Origin of the sequence: Sphingobium sp. AS12 (genome assembly GCF_019097845.1) — a bacterium.
Classification (GTDB): Bacteria; Pseudomonadota; Alphaproteobacteria; order Sphingomonadales; family Sphingomonadaceae; genus Sphingobium.
Map to the genome: position 1 here is coordinate 284,133 of NZ_JAHRGM010000035.1, position 17,960 is coordinate 302,092.

Below are 17,960 nucleotides of genomic sequence, written 5' to 3' on the forward strand. Positions count from 1 at the left end.
CCTTACGCGCCCGGATGCCTGAAGCGCAGGTCCAGCGTCATCGGGAACTCGCCCGCCGGTTCGGCGGCGGGCATGTCGACCGGGCCGGGGGTGTGGCCATGGTCCTGGAAACGCGCCTTGCGCCGCGCTTCGGCTTCATAGCCGTTGATCGGCAGCGTGTCATAATTGCGTCCGCCCGGATGCGCGACATGATAGACGCAGCCGCCCAGCGACCGTCCGCTCCAGCTGTCCAGCACGTCGAAGGTCAGCGGGGCATTGGCGGGCAGGTTGGGATGCATACAATTGGCCGGTGCCCATGCCTTGTAGCGCACGCCGCCGACGCCTTCGCCCGGCACCGACGTCGCCGTCATCGGCACCTGCCGCCCGTTGCAGGCAACGATATGCCGCCCGGCGATCAGGCCGGTGGCGCGGACCTGCAACCGCTCGGTCGAACTGTCGACATAGCGCACCGTGCCGCCGATCGCCCCGGTTTCGCCCAGCACATTCCAGGGTTCGAGCGCATGGCTGATCTCCAGCGCGACGCCGCCTGCGTCGACCGTGCCATGGATGGGGAAGCGGAACTGGCGCTGCGCCTCGAACCAGTTGGGATCGAAATCATAGCCCGCGCCGCGCAGGTCGGAGAGTATCTCCAGAAAGTCCGCCCAGACGAAATGGGGCAGCATGAAACGGTCATGCAGGGTCGTCCCCCAGCGCACCAGATTGCCCTGTTGCGGTTGCCGCCAGAACCACGCCGCCAGCGCCCGGATCAGCAATTGCTGCGCCAGGCTCATCCGCGCTTCGGGCGGCATTTCAAAGCCGCGAAACTCCAGCAGGCCCAGTCGTCCGGTCGGGCCATCGGGCGAAAACATCTTGTCGATGCAGATTTCGGTGCGGTGGGTGTTACCCGTCACATCGACCAGCAGGTTGCGGAACAGCCGGTCGACCAGCCATGGCGGCGGCGACGCGCCCTCGCCCGCAAACGGGTTGGGCACCTGCGCCAGCGCGATCTCCAGCTCATAGAGGCCGTCATGCCGCGCCTCGTCAATGCGCGGTGCCTGGCTAGTCGGCCCGATGCACAGGCCTGAGAAGAGATAGGAAAGCGAAGGGTGCCGCTGCCAGTAGAGGACGAAGCTTTTGAGCAGGTCGGGCCGCCGGATGAAGGGCGAATCGTTGAGCGTCGGCCCGCCCAGCACGATATGATTGCCCCCGCCGGTGCCGACAGACCGGCCATCGACCATGAACTTGTCGGCGGTCAGGTCGCACTCGCGGGCGTAGGCGTAAAGCTGTTCGGTGATCGCCACCGTATCGTCCCAGCTGGAGGCGGGATGGACGTTCACCTCGATCACGCCGGGGTCGGGCGTCGCCTTCAACACCGCGATGCGCGGGTCGGGCGGGGGCGAATAGCCTTCGATCCGCACCGGAATCCGCAGCGCCTCGGCCGCCGCCTCGACTTCCGCGATCAGCTCCAGATAATCTTCCAGCGCCTGCACCGGGGGCAGGAATACCGACAGATAATGGCCGCGCGGCTCGACCGTCACGGCGGTGCGGACAGCGCCTTCGATGATGACCTGCTCGACCCGGTCCTGCGCCGCGACCCCGCCCTCCGGCCCCGCGACCCGCTGTGATTGTTGCGCGCGCACTTCCTCAACATTGGCCTGCTGCACCACCTGCGCGCGGAAATCGGGCAGCGGTTCGCGCGGTTCGCTCGTGTCGCGCGGGTGGATATAGGGATAGTCCGATGGCGGCACATAGGGCAGCGACCCCAGCGGCAGGCGGTAACCCAGCGCAGAATCCCCCGGCACCGCGAACAATTTGCCGCGCCGCAATTGCCAGATTTCGCTCTGCCAGCGAGGCTTTGCGACTTGGCTCTGCCAGCGCTGCACCGGCAGCACATAGCCGACCGGCTGGTCCAGCCCGCGCTCGAACGTCTTGACCATCCGCGCGCGCGCTTCGGGGTCGCTGATCTTGGGATCGTTGGTGGTGGCGTTGATCGGCAGTTCGGATTCCTTGATCGACCAGACCGCCGGGTCCTCGAACACCGCATGGGTATATTCGTCGGAAAAGCCCATATTGGCCGCCATATGGCCTAGGAACGCGCGGGCATCGTCGGGCGTCACCATGCGCGCGCCGTCGGGCGCATCGTCAGGCGCGATCAAGCTGTCGTCGCGCCAGATCGGCGTGCCGTCCGTCCGCCAATAGACCGCATAGGCCCAGCGCGGCAGGCTTTCGCCCGGATACCATTTGCCCTGCCCATGATGCAGCAGCCCGCCCGGCGCAAAGGACGCGCGCAGCTTGCGGATCAGCCGGTCGGCATAGGCGGCCTTGGTCGGGCCGACCGCATCGCCATTCCATTCGCCCGCATCGCCGCCATCCACCGCCACGAAGGTCGGCTCGCCGCCAATGGTCAGCCGCATGTCCTGCGCGGCCAAATCCGCGTCGACCTTTGCCCCCAGCGCCATCACCGCGTCCCAGCGCTTGTCGGTGAAGGGCTTGGTGATCCGCACCGCTTCGGCAATGCGGCTGACGGTCATCGCGAAATCGAAATCGACCTCGGCGGGTTCGGCCATGCCGCTGATCGGCGCGGCGGACTTGTAGTGCGGCGTCGCGCACAGCGGAATATGCCCTTCGCCTGCAAACATGCCGCTGGTCGCGTCCAGCGCCACCCAGCCCGCGCCCGGCACATAGGCCTCCGCCCAGGCGTGCAGGTCAACAACGTCCTGGCTAACCCCTTTCGGCCCCTCGATCGGCTCGACGTCAGCGACCAGCTGGATCGAATAGCCCGACACGAACCGCGCGGCAAAGCCCAGCCGCCGCAGCAATTGCACCAGCAGCCAGGCCGAATCGCGGCACGATCCGGTGCCGATCTCCAGCGTCTCCTCCGGCGTCTGCACGCCCGCCTCCATGCGGATGACATAGCCCACCTGCTGTTGCAGGCGGCGGTTCACCTCGACCAGGAAATCGACGGTGCGGCTCTGGTAACCGGCATATTGATCCACCATCGTCTCGAACAGCGGCCCTTGCGGCTCGACATCGAAATAGGCGGCCAGATCGGTTTTCAGCTGATCGTCATAGGCGAAGGGGTAATTTTCCGCGTACGGCTCCACAAAGAAATCGAACGGGTTGATGATATCCAGATCGGCCAGCAGGTCGACCTCGATACTGAAATGATCGACTGGCTCTGGAAACACGACCCGCGCCAGCCAGTTGCCGTGCGGGTCTTGCTGCCAGTTCAGGAAATGCCCCGCCGGCTCTATCTTAAGCGCATAATTGGGCACCTTGGTCCGGCTGTGCGGCGCGGGGCGCAGGCGGATGACCTGTGGGCCAAGCCGGATCGGACGGCTGTAGCGATAGGCGGTGCGGTGGTGGAGCGCGGCTTTGAGCATGGCGCGGATCAAACGCTACCCCCTGTTGCAATGCAATATGCAAATGATTTGGCGGGCAAAGAATCTGCGCGGACACGGCCCGCCCCGGCGATGCAGCGACAAGCCACTGGACCGCGCACGCCAAAGTCCTTACCGTCCCCGCCATCCCCGGGGGACCGTCCGCAGACGGTTGAGAGGCGGCTTTGTGGCCGCGACCCGCTGAACCTGATCCGGCTAACACCGGCGTAGGGAGGGTAAGCGCGCACTCACACCGCCCGCATTCTCTCTCTTTCGCTGCAAGGAGAGTGACTTATGGCAGACGTCCCCGCCCGTACCGAAATGCGCGTGACTACTGGCGCTATCCGTGGATCGAAGAAAATCCATGTCGGCCCGCTCAAGGTCGCGATGCGCGAAATCACGCTGGAGCCGGGCAGCGGCGAGCCGCCGGTGCGGGTCTATGACACGTCCGGCCCCTATACCGACCCCAACGCGCAGATCGACATCATGGCGGGCCTGCCCCAGTTGCGCCGTGACTGGATCATCGCGCGCGGCGATGTGGAGGAATATGACCCGCGCGAGGTAAAGCCCGAAGATAACGGCCTCAAAGGCCCGGACCGTTCGGGCGGCGTTGCGCAATTTCCCGGCCACCACCGTCGCCCCTTGCGCGCCAAGCCCGGCGCGAATGTCAGCCAGATGCATTATGCCCGTCGCGGCATCATCACGCCGGAAATGGAATATGTCGCCGAGCGCGAAAATCTCGGCCGCGCGCGCCTCGCCGAATATATCCGCGACGGGCAGGATTGGGGCGCGGAAATCCCCGATTATGTGACGCCGGAATTTGTCCGTGACGAAGTGGCGCGCGGCCGGGCGATCATCCCCAGCAACATCAACCACCCCGAATCCGAACCGATGGCGATCGGCCGCAATTTTCTGGTCAAGATCAACGCCAATATCGGCAACTCAGCCGTCGCCAGCGACGTCGCGTCCGAAGTCGACAAGCTGGTCTGGTCGATCCGCTGGGGTGCTGACACGGTGATGGACCTGTCCACCGGCCGCAACATTCACGACACGCGCGAATGGATACTCCGCAACTCCCCCGTGCCGATCGGCACCGTCCCCATCTATCAGGCGCTTGAAAAGGTCGGCGGCGTGGCCGAGGATCTGACCTGGGATATTTTCCGCGACACGCTGATCGAGCAGGCCGAACAGGGCGTCGACTATTTCACCATCCATGCGGGCGTGCGCCTCGCCTATATCCCGATGACCGCGAAGCGCGTCACCGGCATCGTCTCGCGCGGTGGCTCCATCATGGCGAAATGGTGCCTCAGCCATCACAAGGAAAGCTTCCTCTACGAGCATTTCGACGAGATCACCGAAATCTGCAAAGCCTATGACATCGCCTACTCGCTGGGCGACGGCCTGCGCCCCGGCTCGATCGCCGACGCCAATGATGAAGCGCAATTCAGCGAACTCTACACGCTGGGCGAACTCACCAAACGCGCCTGGGCGCAGGATGTGCAGGTGATGATCGAGGGGCCGGGCCATGTCCCCATGCACAAGATCAAGCAGAATATGGACAAGCAGCTCGAAGCCTGCGGCGAAGCCCCCTTCTACACGCTGGGACCGCTCACCACCGACATCGCGCCGGGATACGATCATATCACAAGCGGCATCGGCGCGGCCATGATCGGCTGGTATGGCACGGCGATGCTCTGTTATGTGACGCCCAAGGAGCATCTGGGCCTGCCCGACCGCGACGATGTAAAGGTCGGCGTGGTCACCTACAAACTGGCCGCCCACGCGGCTGATCTGGCTAAGGGGCATCCGGCCGCCAAGGTCCGCGACGACGCACTGAGCCGCGCCCGCTTCGAGTTCCGCTGGAGGGACCAGTTCAACTTGTCGCTCGATCCCGACACGGCGGAACAATATCACGACCAGACGCTCCCCGCCGAAGGCGCGAAGTCGGCGCATTTCTGTTCCATGTGCGGCCCGAAATTCTGCTCGATGAAGATCACGCAGGAAGTGCGCGATTTCGCCGCCAAGCAAAATCAGGACGCCGACGCCTTCATCGCCGCCAATCCTCCCCGGCACGGGGAGGGGGACCGTTCGGCGCAGCCGAACGGTGGAGGGGGCGCTCCGCTGGACGCTGCCCTTGCAGAACAGGGCATGGCGGAGATGAGCCGGGTGTTCAGGGAAACCGGCAGCGAGCTATATATGGGCGCTGGGGATAGGGAGCATGATTGAGGATGAAAGCGCTGCAATGGTGCCGACTTCTGATGATTTGATACGTATTGACGATCAACTCGCTGAGCAAGGCGTTCCGGTTTTCAACCGCCCGTTTGAAGCTGCCAAGCTCTGGGGCATTGTTTGTGGGAATGAGTGGGAAATAGCTCTTGCTCGTGAGGGGTGGTTCAAAGACGCCTACAAGGAATTGCATCCCTCAATAGATTTCACAGCTGATTCCTTCCTGACGCTTTGCGTATCAGCCCGAGGTATTTCGTATTTTGTGAAGCCGCCAATGGGGTATGGGCGTTGTGCAATCAAACCAATCGACCATGTCAGCATATCAAATAATGAAATTTCTAGACTTTGGAACGATCATCCCGAGAGCTTCTGGGAACTGCAATGGCAAGGGTTTGACGCCATCGATCTATTTATGGCGATGTTGAATTTTCATCCCAAGCTGCCGTCAGCCTCGAATATGATGCGTACAGCGGTGAGCCAGCTTACTGCATCGGCAAGGCAGCTTGTTGCATGTGAACTCGATTCATCATTGCCGCAGGGAATGTCAATGTCGTGCGAATTGGCCGGAAAAGCTATATTGATAGCTCAAGGCTTCAGCGCTCAAAGACTTCGATCCATTGGACATAACTTAGAAACTATACATAACGAGGTTTCAGCCATCCTCCCATCGCCGGTCGATCATGATGTGACGAAGGCGATCAATCAGATACCGGCTTATGTCAAAGTCCGATACGAGGCACCGTTGTTGAACTTGTTGGAAGCGCAAAATTTGTACTCTCGCGCAATGTTTGTAATCGCTGATTTCTTGAGGCGGACCAATCACTCGCAGGGATACTGGGATGTTTCGGCTGGCGGCAAAATCCCTGCACGAAAAATCTAATCAATTTCCGCTCAATAATGATACCGGCAACTCAGCACTTCCAGCGCCTGCGTCTCGCCCGATCCGCTCACCCGATAGACCAGGCGATGCTCGCCCGTGATCCGCCGTGACCACCAGCCGGTCAGATTCTGTCGCAAGGGTTCGGGCTTGCCTGTGCCACGAAAGGGATCGCGCATACATTCGCCGATCAGCGCGTTGATCCGCTCCAGCACCTTGCGATCTTCCGCAGCCCAGGCGACATAATCGCGCCAGCTATCGGCCCGGAAGACGATCTTCACGGCGCGATCAACTCATGCTCCTCGCCAAGCCCGGCATCGAGTTCCGCGATGCCATCCAGCAGATGCCTGGCATTGGCGGGCGATGCCAGAAGGTGCAGGGTCTCCTGCATTCCTTCCCATTCGCTCTCTGAAATCATCACCACGCCCTCGCCTTTGGGCCGCACGATCTGGATCGGCGCTCGGTCGGCAACGACCCGGTCGAGCACGGCCTTGAGGTTGGCGCGGGTTTCGGAAACGCTGACTGTCTGCATGGGAAATATGTACCAAATTTTGTACCAAATCGCAAGAAGATTGCAAACGCTATCTCCCATGTTATAACCCACGTATGAACGCGCCTCTCAAAATCACCAAGATCGGCAACAGCGCCGGGGTCATCCTGCCCAAGGAGTTGCTGGCGCAGTTGCGGGTTGGGCCGGGCGACATGCTCTATGTCACGCAGGCGCCCGACGGCATCCGGCTGACCGCCGCCGACCCGGATTTCGGGGCCAAAATGGACCTGGCCGAACAGATTATGCGGGAAGATCGCGATATATTGCGCGTTCTGGCGAAGTAAGCGCGCATGGCTGATCCCGATGGGGACCGGCGCGAACCGGTCTGGATCGAAAAGTCCGTGGCGCTGGCGATTCATGATCGCCAGCTGGCCGAACATGGCGGTGGCACCGGTGTGCGCGATGACGGGTTGCTGGAATCGGGGCTGGCCCGTCCGCTCAACCAATGGGCTTATGGCGAGAATGATCCTTGTCAGCTGGCCGCGGCCTATGCGTTCGGCATCGTCCGCAACCATCCCTTTGTCGATGGCAACAAGCGCACCGGCTGGGTACTGGCGCGCCTGTTCCTGGCGCTCAATCAGGTTGCGTTGACCTTCGATCCGACCGACGCCACCCGCACGATGATCGCCTTTGCCGCCGGCAATCTCACCGAAACCGACCTGGCCGACTGGTTCCGCCAGCATATCGCCGCCGCCTGAAGCCCGCGCCTTAAGCCCACACCTGTCCTACTGCGCCGGTTGCTGATAATATCGCCCCGGCTCCTTCCCACCGTCTGCTTTCCCTGCCCCGACAGCGCACCCCTGCGCTGGTCGCCCGCTGACTTTGCATGAAATTCCCATGCGCGACATGGGCGAACTTAGCGAACTTCCGCGCGCCGATTACATCTTGCGACAATTCCCGCTGGCCCTTGCCACTATTTTGCGACAACTGCCCGCTAGAGGAGAGGCAAGATATTTGTCCGGGGGTAAATGCGTGCGCCGATCCGCTTCGTTCGTCCTGTTTTCGCTGATGCTGGGGGCCGCGCCCGGCGCGTTGATGGCGCAGGTTGCGCCACAGGCTGCCCCGCAGATGGACGATGGCGAGGAAATCATCGTCACCGGCCAGCCGCAGCGCGGCGCGGTGCTGGGCAATATCGAACCGGAACAGCAGCTCAGCGGCGCGGACGTCCGCGCGCTGGGCGTCACCTCCATCTCCGAACTGCTCACCGAATTGTCGCCCCAGACCAACGGATCGCCCGTCGTTCTGCTCAACGGCAAGCGGATTTCCAGCTTCTCGGAAATTTCCGACCTGCCCTCCGAAGCGGTCGCGCGGGTCGATATCCTGCCCGAACAGGTCGCGCTCTCCTATGGCTATACCCCGACGCAAAAGGTGGTCAACATCGTCCTGCGCCAGCGCTTCCGCGCCGAAAGCATCGACCTGCGCGGTGGCACCACTACCGATGGCGGCCGCGACAATGGCCAGGCGGAGGGCGGTTTCCTGCGCATCCAGGGCGACAATCGCTTCACCCTGAACGTCAAATATAGCCGCGCCGCGCAATTGCTGGAAAGCGAGCGCGACATCGTCAACACCGGCAGCTCCCGCGTCACCGCCACCACACGCGGCGCGGAAATCGACCCGGCGCTCTCCGCGCTGGCAGGCGCGACGGTGACCCAGACCGGCATCCCCGCCAGCGCCGCGACGGCCCTGCCGACCCTCGCCAGCTTCGTCCCCGGCACCACTGCCACCGAAGCGAGCGACCTCACTCCCTATCGCACGCTCAGCCCCGCGACCGAAAATTTCAGCGCCAACGCCACCCTCGCCCGCGCTCTGGGCGGCGTGTCGGCGACGATCAACGGGCGGGTCGAATTGTCCGACAGCGACTCGCTGCAAGGCCTCTCACAAGCCGCGCTGACCCTGCCCGCGGCCAGCCCCTTCTCCCCCTTCGCCAATGACGTTGCCCTGTCCCGCTATCTGATCCAGCCCGGCGCGCTGGGGCAGCAGGTGCGCGGCACGACGGCGCATCTGGGCGTCACGCTGAACGGGCGGCTGGGGGGCAGCTGGCAATGGTCCTTCACCGGCAACGGCGACCTGTCGATCACCCGCACCCGCACCGACCGGGGCGTGGCGACCGGCGCGATCCAGGCGGCGCTTGATGCTGGCGACGCCAGCGTCAATCCCTATGCCAGCTTCGCGCCCGACCTTCTCGCCACCCGCCTGACCGACCGCGCAAGGGCGAAGTCGCAGGCGGTGCAAGGCGACCTGCTGGTCAGCGGCGCACTGTTCGACCTGCCAGCCGGGCAGGCGATGACGTCCGTGCGCATCGGCGCATCGGCCAACGGCTTTGAAAGCCGCTCCACCCGCGCCGGAATCGAAAGCCGGTCCGACTATAGCCGGGAGATTGCCAGCGGTCAGGTCAGCCTCGACCTGCCGCTCACCAGCCGGTCGCGCGACGTGTTGGGCGCAGTCGGCGATATTGGCGTGAACCTGAACCTCGCCGCGCAGCAGCTTTCCGACTTCGGCACCCTCTCGACGATTGGCTATGGCCTGCGCTGGCAACCGGTCAAGGCGGTACAATTGCTGATGTCCGCCAATCAGGATCGCGCCGCGCCGACCGGCACGCAGATCACCGATCCGCTGATCGCCACCCCCAATGTCACCGTGTTCGACTATGCGACCGGGCAAAGTGTGTTCGTCACCCAGCTGTCGGGCGGCAATGCGTCCCTGCGCGAAAGCGTGCGCGACCAGTTCCGCCTCGGCGCCACGATCAAGCCGTTCGACAAGCCCAATCTGACGTTGACCGCCACCTATCTGAACAGCCGGACCAGCAACCCGATCGCGGCCTTCCCGTCGCCGACCCCGGCGATTGAGGCGGCCTTCCCCCAGCGCTTCCTGCGCGATGCCGACGGCAATCTGCTCCAGATCGACACCCGCCCGACCAACTTTCTGCGCTCGCAAAGCGAACAGCTCCGCTGGGGCTTTGACCTGTCGATCCCGCTTAAATCGCACATCCAGAAAGTGGTTGAAGCCTGGCGCGCGGCGGGCGGCAAGCAGGAGGATCGACCGCCCGAATTGCAGGCCTTGTTCGGCAATCGCCAGCCCCGACCCGAAGGCGCTCGCCCGCCCGGCGAAGGCGGTGACCGCCCCCGCGGCGAGGGTGGCATGGGCGCTGGCGGCGATCGACCGCGTGGTCCCGGCGGTGGTGGCTTTGGCGGCCCGCGTGGCCCGGGCGGCGGAGGCGGGCGGCTGAGCTTCAGCCTCTATCACACCTGGCACCTGACCGAGAGCATCACCATCGCGCCCGGCGTGCCGCAATTGAACCTGTTGGATGGCGACGCGACTGGATCGTCAGGCGGCCAGCCGCGTCATGAGCTGGAGGGGCGGATCGGTTACATGAATAACGGCATCGGCGCGCGGCTGGGCGTCGATTGGGAAAGCGGCACCCACGTCGATGGTGCGCTTGGGGGTGCGTCGCGGCTCGACTTTGGCAGTCTGGCGACGGTCAATCTGCGCCTGTTCGCCAATCTGGGGCAGATGCCGCAACTGGTGAAATCCGTACCCTTCCTGCGCGGCGCGCGGCTGTCGATCGGCATCGACAATATCTTCAACCAGCGCCGAGAGGTGACTGACGCAACCGGCATGACGCCGCTGCGCTACCAGCAGGATTATCTCGACCCGCTGGGCCGCGCGGTGACGATAAGCTTCCGCAAGCTCTTCTTCCCCAATTTTGCCGCCAACAATCGACCACGTAGTTAAATTGCTGTTAGCCACGCCTAAAGCATGATGACCCCCGGTCGTTATGATGTTCATAAACAGTTCGGGGAGACGGCAGATGAAGCCTATCAGAATTGTGGTGGTCGATGATTCGCTCACCATCCGTGCGATGATCGAAACCCTGCTCGAACGCGACCGCCGGGTCGAGGTGGTGGGCATCGCCCGCGACGGGGTGGAAGCGATCGAGATGATCCGGGCCGAAAAGCCCGACGTGGTGACGCTCGACATCGCCATGCCTGGTAAGGACGGCATGACGATATTGGACGAGATCATGGACATGGAACCATGCCCGGTGATCATGTTGTCCAGCCTGATGCGTGATGGCGCGCCGATTGTCGCCGAAGCGATGGACCGGGGGGCGGCTGCCTGCTTCAACAAGGCGATGATCGTGCGCGAAGCGACCCGCTTCGTGACGCTGATCAAGAGCGTGGCACGCGGCCTTATCGAGGCGGAAGCAGAACCGGTGGCGATCGCCGCCTGATCATAGTGCGACTAACGAATTAGGGGGCAGGGGCAAATCGCTTCTGCCCCCTATTTCGTGTCCCGATCAATCAGGGGTCGATGCATTGGAACTGGCCAGCGCCATGGCCTGTGCTGTGCCCGTGGCAGGCTTCACGCTCGCGTCATTGCCTGACAACATATAGGCGCTCAGCGTCGCGATGCCCAGAACCAGCGCCACCCCGATGACGGCCAACTCGTTACGACGTCCATGTCCCTTTACATCGCGATCATTTCTATCCTGCATCGGCTGTCTCCATTAGGGTATGTGCCGATCATAATCACCGCGCAGACGCGCAGTTCCGGGATGATTTCGTGATATTTTATTGCTGGAAACGGTAGTACCGGCGACCTGTCAGGACGCCAGCGTCCTTGGAGCATTACGCAGCGCGCTTATGTCCACGGTTCCGGCGAACTCCACGCCCATGCGGTCGTCTTTGGACCAGCGGGCGGTGGCGTTGATGAACTGGCCTTCGCCCAGTTCGATCGCGAACAATGTGCCGAGCGGCACGTTCCACAATCCCTCTATCAGCGCACCGGTGGCGGAGATGTTGCGGACCCGGCCAGTATAGACATGGCCGTCATGATGCACACCGATGGTGCGCAGCATCGTCTTGCGTTCCGGGCGGCTGGACTGAAAGCCGTCAGCCGATGCGGCAGAGCCATTGGCGCGCTGGCCGGCCAGCACGTCGGCGGCGGGCATCGGGCGGCCATAGATATAGCCTTGGATATGGCTGCACCCCAATTGCCGGATCAGCGCCAGTTCGTCCTGCGTCTCCGCGCCTTCGGCCGTCGTATCCATGCCCAGCGCCTCAGCCAGGCTGACGATCGCCTTGATGATCGCGCTGTTGCGGCTGCCCTTTGTCGCGGCGCCGCGGACGAAGCTTTGGTCTATCTTTATCTTGTCGAACGGCGCTTTCTTCAGATAGCCGAGCGAGGAATAGCCAGTGCCGAAATCGTCTAGCGCCAGCCGCACGCCCAGCGCTTTCAGCCGTGCAAACATCGCGTCGGTGCCGTCATCGTCGTTCAGGAACACGCTTTCGGTGATTTCCAGCTCCAGCCGTTCGGGTGCAAGCTGCGCATTGGCCAGCGCATTCATCACCGTTGATGGGAAACCCGGATTGGCGAATTGGGTCGGTGACACATTGACCGCGACGCGGATATCCTCCTGCCACTGGACCGCATCGCGGCAGGCGGTGCGCAGCACCCACTCGCCAATCTGTGCGATCAGCCCGGTATCCTCGGCGATCGGGATGAATAGGGTAGGGGAGATCGCTCCACGCAACGGATGGTGCCAGCGCAGCAGTGCCTCATAGCCGGTAATCCGCTCCGTCTTGGACGACACCACCGGCTGATAGACCAGATGCAGCCCGTCGGCGGCCAGCGCATGGCGCAGATCCTCCTCCAGTGCGCGGCGATCTTCCGCATCGGCGTGCATGTCCGACGAATAGAAACGATGGACGCCCCGGCCATTACCCTTGGCCGCGTAGAGCGCCAGATCGGCGTTGCGGATCAGCGCGTCGGCGGTCACGCCATCCTGCGGGCAGGAGGAGATGCCGATCGACACGCCGATGACGACGGCCGTTCCCTCGATTGAATAGGGTTGGGACACGGTGGCGATAATGTTCTGCGCCAGCTGCGCCAGCATTGTCTGGTCCTGACGCCCCGGCAGCAAAATCTTGAACTCGTCGCCGCCCTGCCGCCCGACCAGACCCCGGTCGCCGACCACCCGCTGCAATCGCTGGCTGACCTGGCGCAACAGTGCATCACCTGCGGGATGGCCCAGCGTGTCGTTGACGCTCTTGAATCGGTCGAGGTCCAGCATCATCAGCGCGCAATCGCCCGCCTTGCCATGCCGGTCCGCCACGGCCTGCTCCAAGGATCGGAGCATCTGGATACGGTTGGCCAGGCCCGTGAGCGAATCGAACTGCGCCAGCCGTGTGACCTCTGCCTGGCTGCGGCGCATTTCGGTCAGGTCCGTGCCTGATCCGCGAAAGCCGTGAAACTGGCCATATTCGTTGAACACCGGCTGGCCGGAAATCGACCACCAGCGCTCCTCCTTCGCCATGGCGGCGCGGACGGATATGTCGGAAAAGCCGGTGCGCGCCGACAGGTGAAAGCCCAGCGTGCGTTCACCATCGCCCTGCTGCTTGTCGCCGGGGCGGATGATTTCGGTGATCGGACGGCCGATCAGCCCGCCCTGCGGCGCATCGAGCGTATGGGCCAGCGTATCGGAAATATAGGTTAGGCATCCCTGCCGGTCGGTTTCCCAGAACCAGCCGCGCCCGGTGCGCTCATGTTCCTGCAATAGCCGGTCGGACCGTTGCGCGCGTAGATCCTGCCGCTGGCGTTCGATCGCGCGTTCCCGGTCCGCCGTTGCCTGCCGCAGCGTTGCGACTGCCATGACGATGATGCAGCTGACCAGCAGACCAACCTGGGCCAGGCCTGCCTTTTCCGTGACAGACACCAGCAGCGCGCCCAGAAAATAACTGATTCCCAGCAAGCGCCTGTCGCCAAAGATGCACACTGCCAGCAGCGCGACCGCGAGTTCCGGCACCGCGGCCAGAAACAGCGAATCGGATGCGGCTTTCGGCTCATGCCCCAGCCACAGGCTGAAGGTCAGGCCGGACAGGAACAGCATTGGCAGCATCAGCCAGTTCTGGATATGCGGCAACCGCTCTTGAAACAGCGACCAGCGCGGCACCACCATCAACGCGCCATCCACCAGCAGCATCGCGGTCATGATCGCCGCCTGCTCACTGTCACCGGGGCGATAGAAAGGGATCCCCAGCAGGGCGATGACACACAGCTTGGCCAGCAGGATCAGTGGCCACAGCCGCGCGATCTGAACAAAGGCGCCTGAAATCCATGACGCGGCAACCTCGGTCCCGCTCTCCGCCAGTCCGAGCGCAACGATAAGCGACATGGATCGCGAAGGACTATCGGTAAGGGACGCGCGCAATGGAGACATGCGCTTTGTTTAACGTCCGTTCGTTTACATAGAATTACTTCAAACAAAGGGACTTTTGCATGTTTAACGGCACTAGATGCGCGTGCTAAACATGCAACTGATCACACCCGCATCGGCATCAATACATAGAGCGCCGGGCTACGGTCATTCTCGCGGATCAGCGTCGGTGCGGCAGCATCAGCCAGATGCAGTTCCACCGTTTCACTGTCGATCTGGCCCAATATATCGAGCAGATAGCGCGCGTTGAAGCCGATGTCGAAACCCTCGCCCTGAAAAACGCCGGACACTTCTTCGGCCGCCGTGCCATTTTCGGGACTAGTGACCGACAGGGTGATCTTGTCGCGGTCCAGGCTCATCTTGACCGCACGGGTCTTTTCGGTCGCGATGGTTGCGACGCGATCCACCCCTTCCTCGAAACTGCGCGGGTCGATCTTGAGCAATTTGTCGTTCGCGGTCGGGATGACCCGGCTATAATCAGGGAAAGTGCCGTCGATCAGCTTGCTGGTCAGGATCGCGCTGCCCAGGCCAAAGCGGATCTTGCTGGCTGACAGCGAAATCTGCACCGACCCTTCGACCTCATCGAGCAATTTGCGCAATTCGCCGATACATTTGCGCGGAATGATGATGCCAGGCATCCCGTCCGCGCCATCGGGGCGGGGCACAGTGACGCGGGCCAGGCGATGGCCGTCGGTTGCGGCGGCTTTCAGCACCGGCTGCCCGTCATCCGACACATGGAAATAAATGCCGTTCAGATAATAGCGCGTCTCTTCGGTCGAGATCGCAAAGCGCGTCTTGTCGATGATCTGCTTCAATGTTTCGGCGGGCAGTTCGAAACTGGTCGGCAGGTCGCCCTCGGCGATGACCGGGAAATCGTCACGCGGCAGGGTGGACAGGTTGAAGCGCGCGCGCCCGGCCTGGATCAGCATCTTGCCATCGGCCGCAGCCAGCGACACCTGGCTGCCTTCGGGCAGTTTGCGGGCGATGTCGAACAAGGTGTGGGCCGAAATGGTGGTCGCGCCAGCCTGCTCCACCTGCGCGGAAATGCTTTCGACGACCTGCAGGTCGAGATCGGTTGCCATCAGCTTGATCGCGCCATCGGCCGACGCTTCGATCAGCACGTTGGACAGGATCGGAATCGTATTGCGCCGCTCGACCACCGACTGGACGTGGCTCAGGCTCTTCAACAGCGTCGCGCGTTCGATGGTGGCCTTCATGTCCCTGTTCTGTCCGTTTCTTTTCTGCAAGTGGCCCGGATGCACTCGAATCCGGGTGACTATGATGGATGGTTCTTCATAACCGCTGTTGCGGCATGGGCAAGCACTCGCTCACGCTTTCCCATAGCAGGACGCTTGCAAAACGGGACAGGGTGCGCTCTGCCTTGGCGCATGAGCCGCATCGCTGCCCTCTTGATGATCCTGTTGCTGGCCGCAACCCCTGCCATCGCGCGGGATTCGCTGGGCATGTTCGACCGCTGGGGGGCGTTCCGCGACCCTGCGACCCCGCGCTGCTATGCTATCGCCCGGCCAGTAAAGCGCGACGGACGGGTCAGTCCGGGCTTCGCCTCGGTCGGCACCTGGCCGCGGCAGAAGGTCCGGGGCCAGGTCCATTTCCGCTTAAGCCGCAGCCGTGCGGACAAGGCAGTGGTGACGCTCAGCATCGGCGAACGCCGCTTCACTCTGGTTGCGGGGCGCAGTGACGCCTGGGCCGCCGACCAGCGCGGCGACGCGGCGATCATCGCCGCCATGCGATCGGCCAGCAGCATGAGCGTCCAGACGAGTGACGCGCAAGGCCGCGCCTTCGCCGACAGCTACGCCCTGCGTGGCGCGGCGACGGCGATCGACGCAGCGGCGCTGGGATGCGCGCGACTGCGGTAAAGCGGCAGTGCTTTAATAATCTGCGAAAATCGACTATGGGCGCGGTCATGCAATCAGCCGCCAACCCCATCATGCCGATTCCCGGCCTTATCGACCCTGTGCCCGTGCCGCGCGCCGTGACCCCGCGCGCGGATGGTCGCACCGACCTGCTCGGCCTGTCGCGCCCGCAGATCAAGTCCGTGCTGGAGGAAGCCGGGTTGGACGCGAAGGCCGCCAAGCTGCGCTCCAAGCAGCTGTTCCACTGGCTCTATCATCGCGGCGAAACCGATTTCGAGGCGATGACCGACCTTGCCAAGCCGATGCGCGGCTGGATGGCGGAGCGCTTTGTCGTCGGCCGCCCGCAGGTGGTCGAGGCGCAGGTCTCCACCGATGGCACCCGCAAATGGCTGCTCCGTTCGGACGACGGGCAGGATTATGAGATGGTGTTCATTCCCGATGCGGATCGTGGCACTTTGTGCGTGTCGAGCCAGGTCGGTTGCACCCTCAATTGCCGCTTCTGCCACACCGGCACGATGCGTCTGGTCCGCAACCTGACGCCGGGCGAAATCGTGGGGCAAGTCATGCTGGCGCGCGATGCGCTGGGCGAATGGCCGAAGGGGAATATGGGCAGCACCGCCGCCGCCAGCCCGGACGATGAGGATGAGGACGCCCCCCAATATTCGCCCGACGGGAGGATGCTGACCAATATCGTCATGATGGGCATGGGCGAGCCGCTCTATAATTTCGAGCATGTCCGCGATGCGCTGAAAGTCGTGATGGATGGCGATGGCCTCGCCCTCTCGCGCCGCCGCATCACCCTGTCGACCAGTGGCGTCATCCCGATGATGGCGCGGGCGAGCGAGGAAATCGGCGTGAACCTAGCCGTTTCGCTCCATGCCGTGACCAAGGAAGTGCGCGACGAGCTGGTGCCGATCAACAAGAAATATGGGATTGAGGAGCTGCTCCAGGCCTGCGCCGACTATCCCAAAGCCAGCAATGCGCGCCGCATCACCTTTGAATATGTGATGATCAAGGACAAGAATGACAGCGACGATGACGCGCGCGAACTGGTCCGCCTGATCCGCAAATATAAGCTGCCGGCCAAGGTCAATCTGATCCCGTTCAACCCCTGGCCCGGCACCTACTATGAATGCTCGGCGCCGGAGCGGATTCTATCGTTCAGTTCGATCGTATTTGAAGGTGGCATTTCCGCGCCCGTCCGCACCCCGCGCGGGCGCGATATCATGGCGGCCTGCGGGCAGTTGAAATCGGCGAGCGAAAAGAAAAGCCGTGCCGAACTCGACCGGCTGGCGGAGGAAAAGCAGGCGGCGCTGGGCTGACCCTCTCCTGGTGGAGACAGGATGCCATAAGCCCCGCCCGTCACGGCGGGGCTTTTCATGTGGGGAATGATGATGACCGATGACGAGATTGAGTGGCTGGCCACCGGCTTTTGCGCCTGCACCCTGCCCAAGGGGCAATGGACCCACGGCGCGCATTTTGCGACTGCGCTGTGGCTCATCCTCAAACGTCCCGACATCACGCCCGAACGCGACATGCCCGCGATGATCCGCCGCTATAATGAGAGCGTAGGCGGGGTGAACAGCGACACGGGCGGCTATCATGAAACGATCACCCAGGCGTCGTTGCATATGACCCGCGCGCTGCTGGCTGGTCTGCCGCCGGACGTGACGCCCGCATCGGCCTTCGCCATGCTGATGGCATCGCCATTGGGGGACAAGGACTGGCTGTTCACTTACTGGTCGCAGGACACCCTGATGTCCGTCGCGGCACGCCGGAACTGGCTCGCACCGGACCTGCAATCCCTGCCTGGATAGAAAAAGGGCGACCCGTTGCCGGACCGCCCTTTTCTTATTCC

15 protein-coding genes and 1 riboswitch are annotated in these 17,960 nt (G+C 63.1%); of the genes, 9 read left to right on the forward strand and 6 right to left on the reverse strand.

Annotation, left to right across the window (positions count from 1 at the left end; genetic code table 11):
• Positions 1-2 precede the first annotated feature (2 nt).
• Positions 3-3,362 (reverse strand): DUF2126 domain-containing protein, encoded by a 3,360-nt coding sequence (locus KRZ98_RS14635; RefSeq protein WP_217674404.1) that lies wholly within the window; start codon positions 3,360-3,362, stop codon positions 3-5.
• Positions 3,363-3,500: 138 nt separating this feature from the next.
• Positions 3,501-3,610: riboswitch (TPP riboswitch) on the forward strand.
• Positions 3,611-3,653: 43 nt separating this feature from the next.
• Between KRZ98_RS14635 and thiC the strand changes: the two genes are divergently transcribed.
• Positions 3,654-5,585, forward strand: a complete 1,932-nt coding sequence (gene thiC / locus KRZ98_RS14640; RefSeq protein WP_217674200.1) for a phosphomethylpyrimidine synthase ThiC — start codon at positions 3,654-3,656, stop codon at positions 5,583-5,585.
• Entirely contained in the window at positions 5,578-6,465 is an 888-nt protein-coding gene (locus KRZ98_RS14645) for a hypothetical protein (protein WP_217674201.1), read from the forward strand. The genes thiC and KRZ98_RS14645 overlap by 8 nt, the downstream gene beginning before the upstream one ends.
• An 11-nt stretch (positions 6,466-6,476) precedes the next feature.
• Here KRZ98_RS14645 and KRZ98_RS14650 read toward each other — a convergent pair whose 3' ends face one another.
• On the reverse strand, positions 6,477-6,743 hold the full coding sequence (locus tag KRZ98_RS14650; protein WP_217674202.1) for a Txe/YoeB family addiction module toxin: 267 nt from the start codon (positions 6,741-6,743) through the stop codon (positions 6,477-6,479).
• Complete coding sequence (locus KRZ98_RS14655) at positions 6,740-6,994, reverse strand: type II toxin-antitoxin system Phd/YefM family antitoxin (RefSeq protein ID WP_119750049.1); 255 nt, start codon at positions 6,992-6,994, stop codon at positions 6,740-6,742. Before KRZ98_RS14655 ends, KRZ98_RS14650 begins: the two co-directional genes overlap by 4 nt.
• A gap of 74 nt (positions 6,995-7,068) precedes the next feature.
• Between KRZ98_RS14655 and KRZ98_RS14660 the strand changes: the two genes are divergently transcribed.
• The 4 genes from KRZ98_RS14660 to KRZ98_RS14675 all read left to right on the forward strand — a co-directional run bounded on the left by KRZ98_RS14660 (position 7,069) and on the right by KRZ98_RS14675 (position 11,243).
• Positions 7,069-7,296, forward strand: coding sequence for an AbrB/MazE/SpoVT family DNA-binding domain-containing protein (locus tag KRZ98_RS14660; RefSeq protein ID WP_119750047.1), 228 nt, complete (start codon positions 7,069-7,071; stop codon positions 7,294-7,296).
• A 6-nt stretch (positions 7,297-7,302) separates the two neighbouring features.
• Entirely contained in the window at positions 7,303-7,710 is a 408-nt protein-coding gene (locus tag KRZ98_RS14665) for a type II toxin-antitoxin system death-on-curing family toxin (RefSeq protein ID WP_217674203.1), read from the forward strand.
• A 274-nt stretch (positions 7,711-7,984) separates the two neighbouring features.
• Positions 7,985-10,744, forward strand: coding sequence for a TonB-dependent receptor (locus tag KRZ98_RS14670; RefSeq protein ID WP_217674204.1), 2,760 nt, complete (start codon positions 7,985-7,987; stop codon positions 10,742-10,744).
• A gap of 76 nt (positions 10,745-10,820) precedes the next feature.
• Entirely contained in the window at positions 10,821-11,243 is a 423-nt protein-coding gene (locus KRZ98_RS14675) for a response regulator (protein ID WP_026002061.1), read from the forward strand.
• Between the two features lie 66 nt (positions 11,244-11,309).
• Here KRZ98_RS14675 and KRZ98_RS14680 read toward each other — a convergent pair whose 3' ends face one another.
• From KRZ98_RS14680 to dnaN, 3 genes are all read right to left on the reverse strand, one after another.
• A complete protein-coding gene (locus tag KRZ98_RS14680; protein ID WP_217674205.1) occupies positions 11,310-11,507 on the reverse strand; it encodes a hypothetical protein in 198 nt (65 codons plus the stop codon).
• A gap of 108 nt (positions 11,508-11,615) precedes the next feature.
• A complete protein-coding gene (locus KRZ98_RS14685; RefSeq protein WP_217674206.1) occupies positions 11,616-14,231 on the reverse strand; it encodes an EAL domain-containing protein in 2,616 nt (871 codons plus the stop codon).
• Positions 14,232-14,332: 101 nt separating this feature from the next.
• The gene (gene dnaN / locus KRZ98_RS14690) at positions 14,333-15,445 is read right to left on the reverse strand and encodes a DNA polymerase III subunit beta (protein ID WP_119750038.1); all 1,113 of its coding nucleotides are present in this window, start codon (positions 15,443-15,445) and stop codon (positions 14,333-14,335) included.
• Between the two features lie 171 nt (positions 15,446-15,616).
• Here dnaN and KRZ98_RS14695 point away from each other — a divergent pair, with 171 nt between their 5' ends.
• The 3 genes from KRZ98_RS14695 to KRZ98_RS14705 all read left to right on the forward strand — a co-directional run bounded on the left by KRZ98_RS14695 (position 15,617) and on the right by KRZ98_RS14705 (position 17,919).
• Positions 15,617-16,105, forward strand: coding sequence for a hypothetical protein (locus KRZ98_RS14695; protein ID WP_217674207.1), 489 nt, complete (start codon positions 15,617-15,619; stop codon positions 16,103-16,105).
• 47 nt (positions 16,106-16,152) lie between these two features.
• Entirely contained in the window at positions 16,153-17,424 is a 1,272-nt protein-coding gene (gene rlmN, locus KRZ98_RS14700) for a 23S rRNA (adenine(2503)-C(2))-methyltransferase RlmN (protein WP_217674208.1), read from the forward strand.
• Between the two features lie 72 nt (positions 17,425-17,496).
• Complete coding sequence (locus KRZ98_RS14705) at positions 17,497-17,919, forward strand: hypothetical protein (RefSeq protein ID WP_217674405.1); 423 nt, start codon at positions 17,497-17,499, stop codon at positions 17,917-17,919.
• Positions 17,920-17,960: the final 41 nt, after the last annotated feature.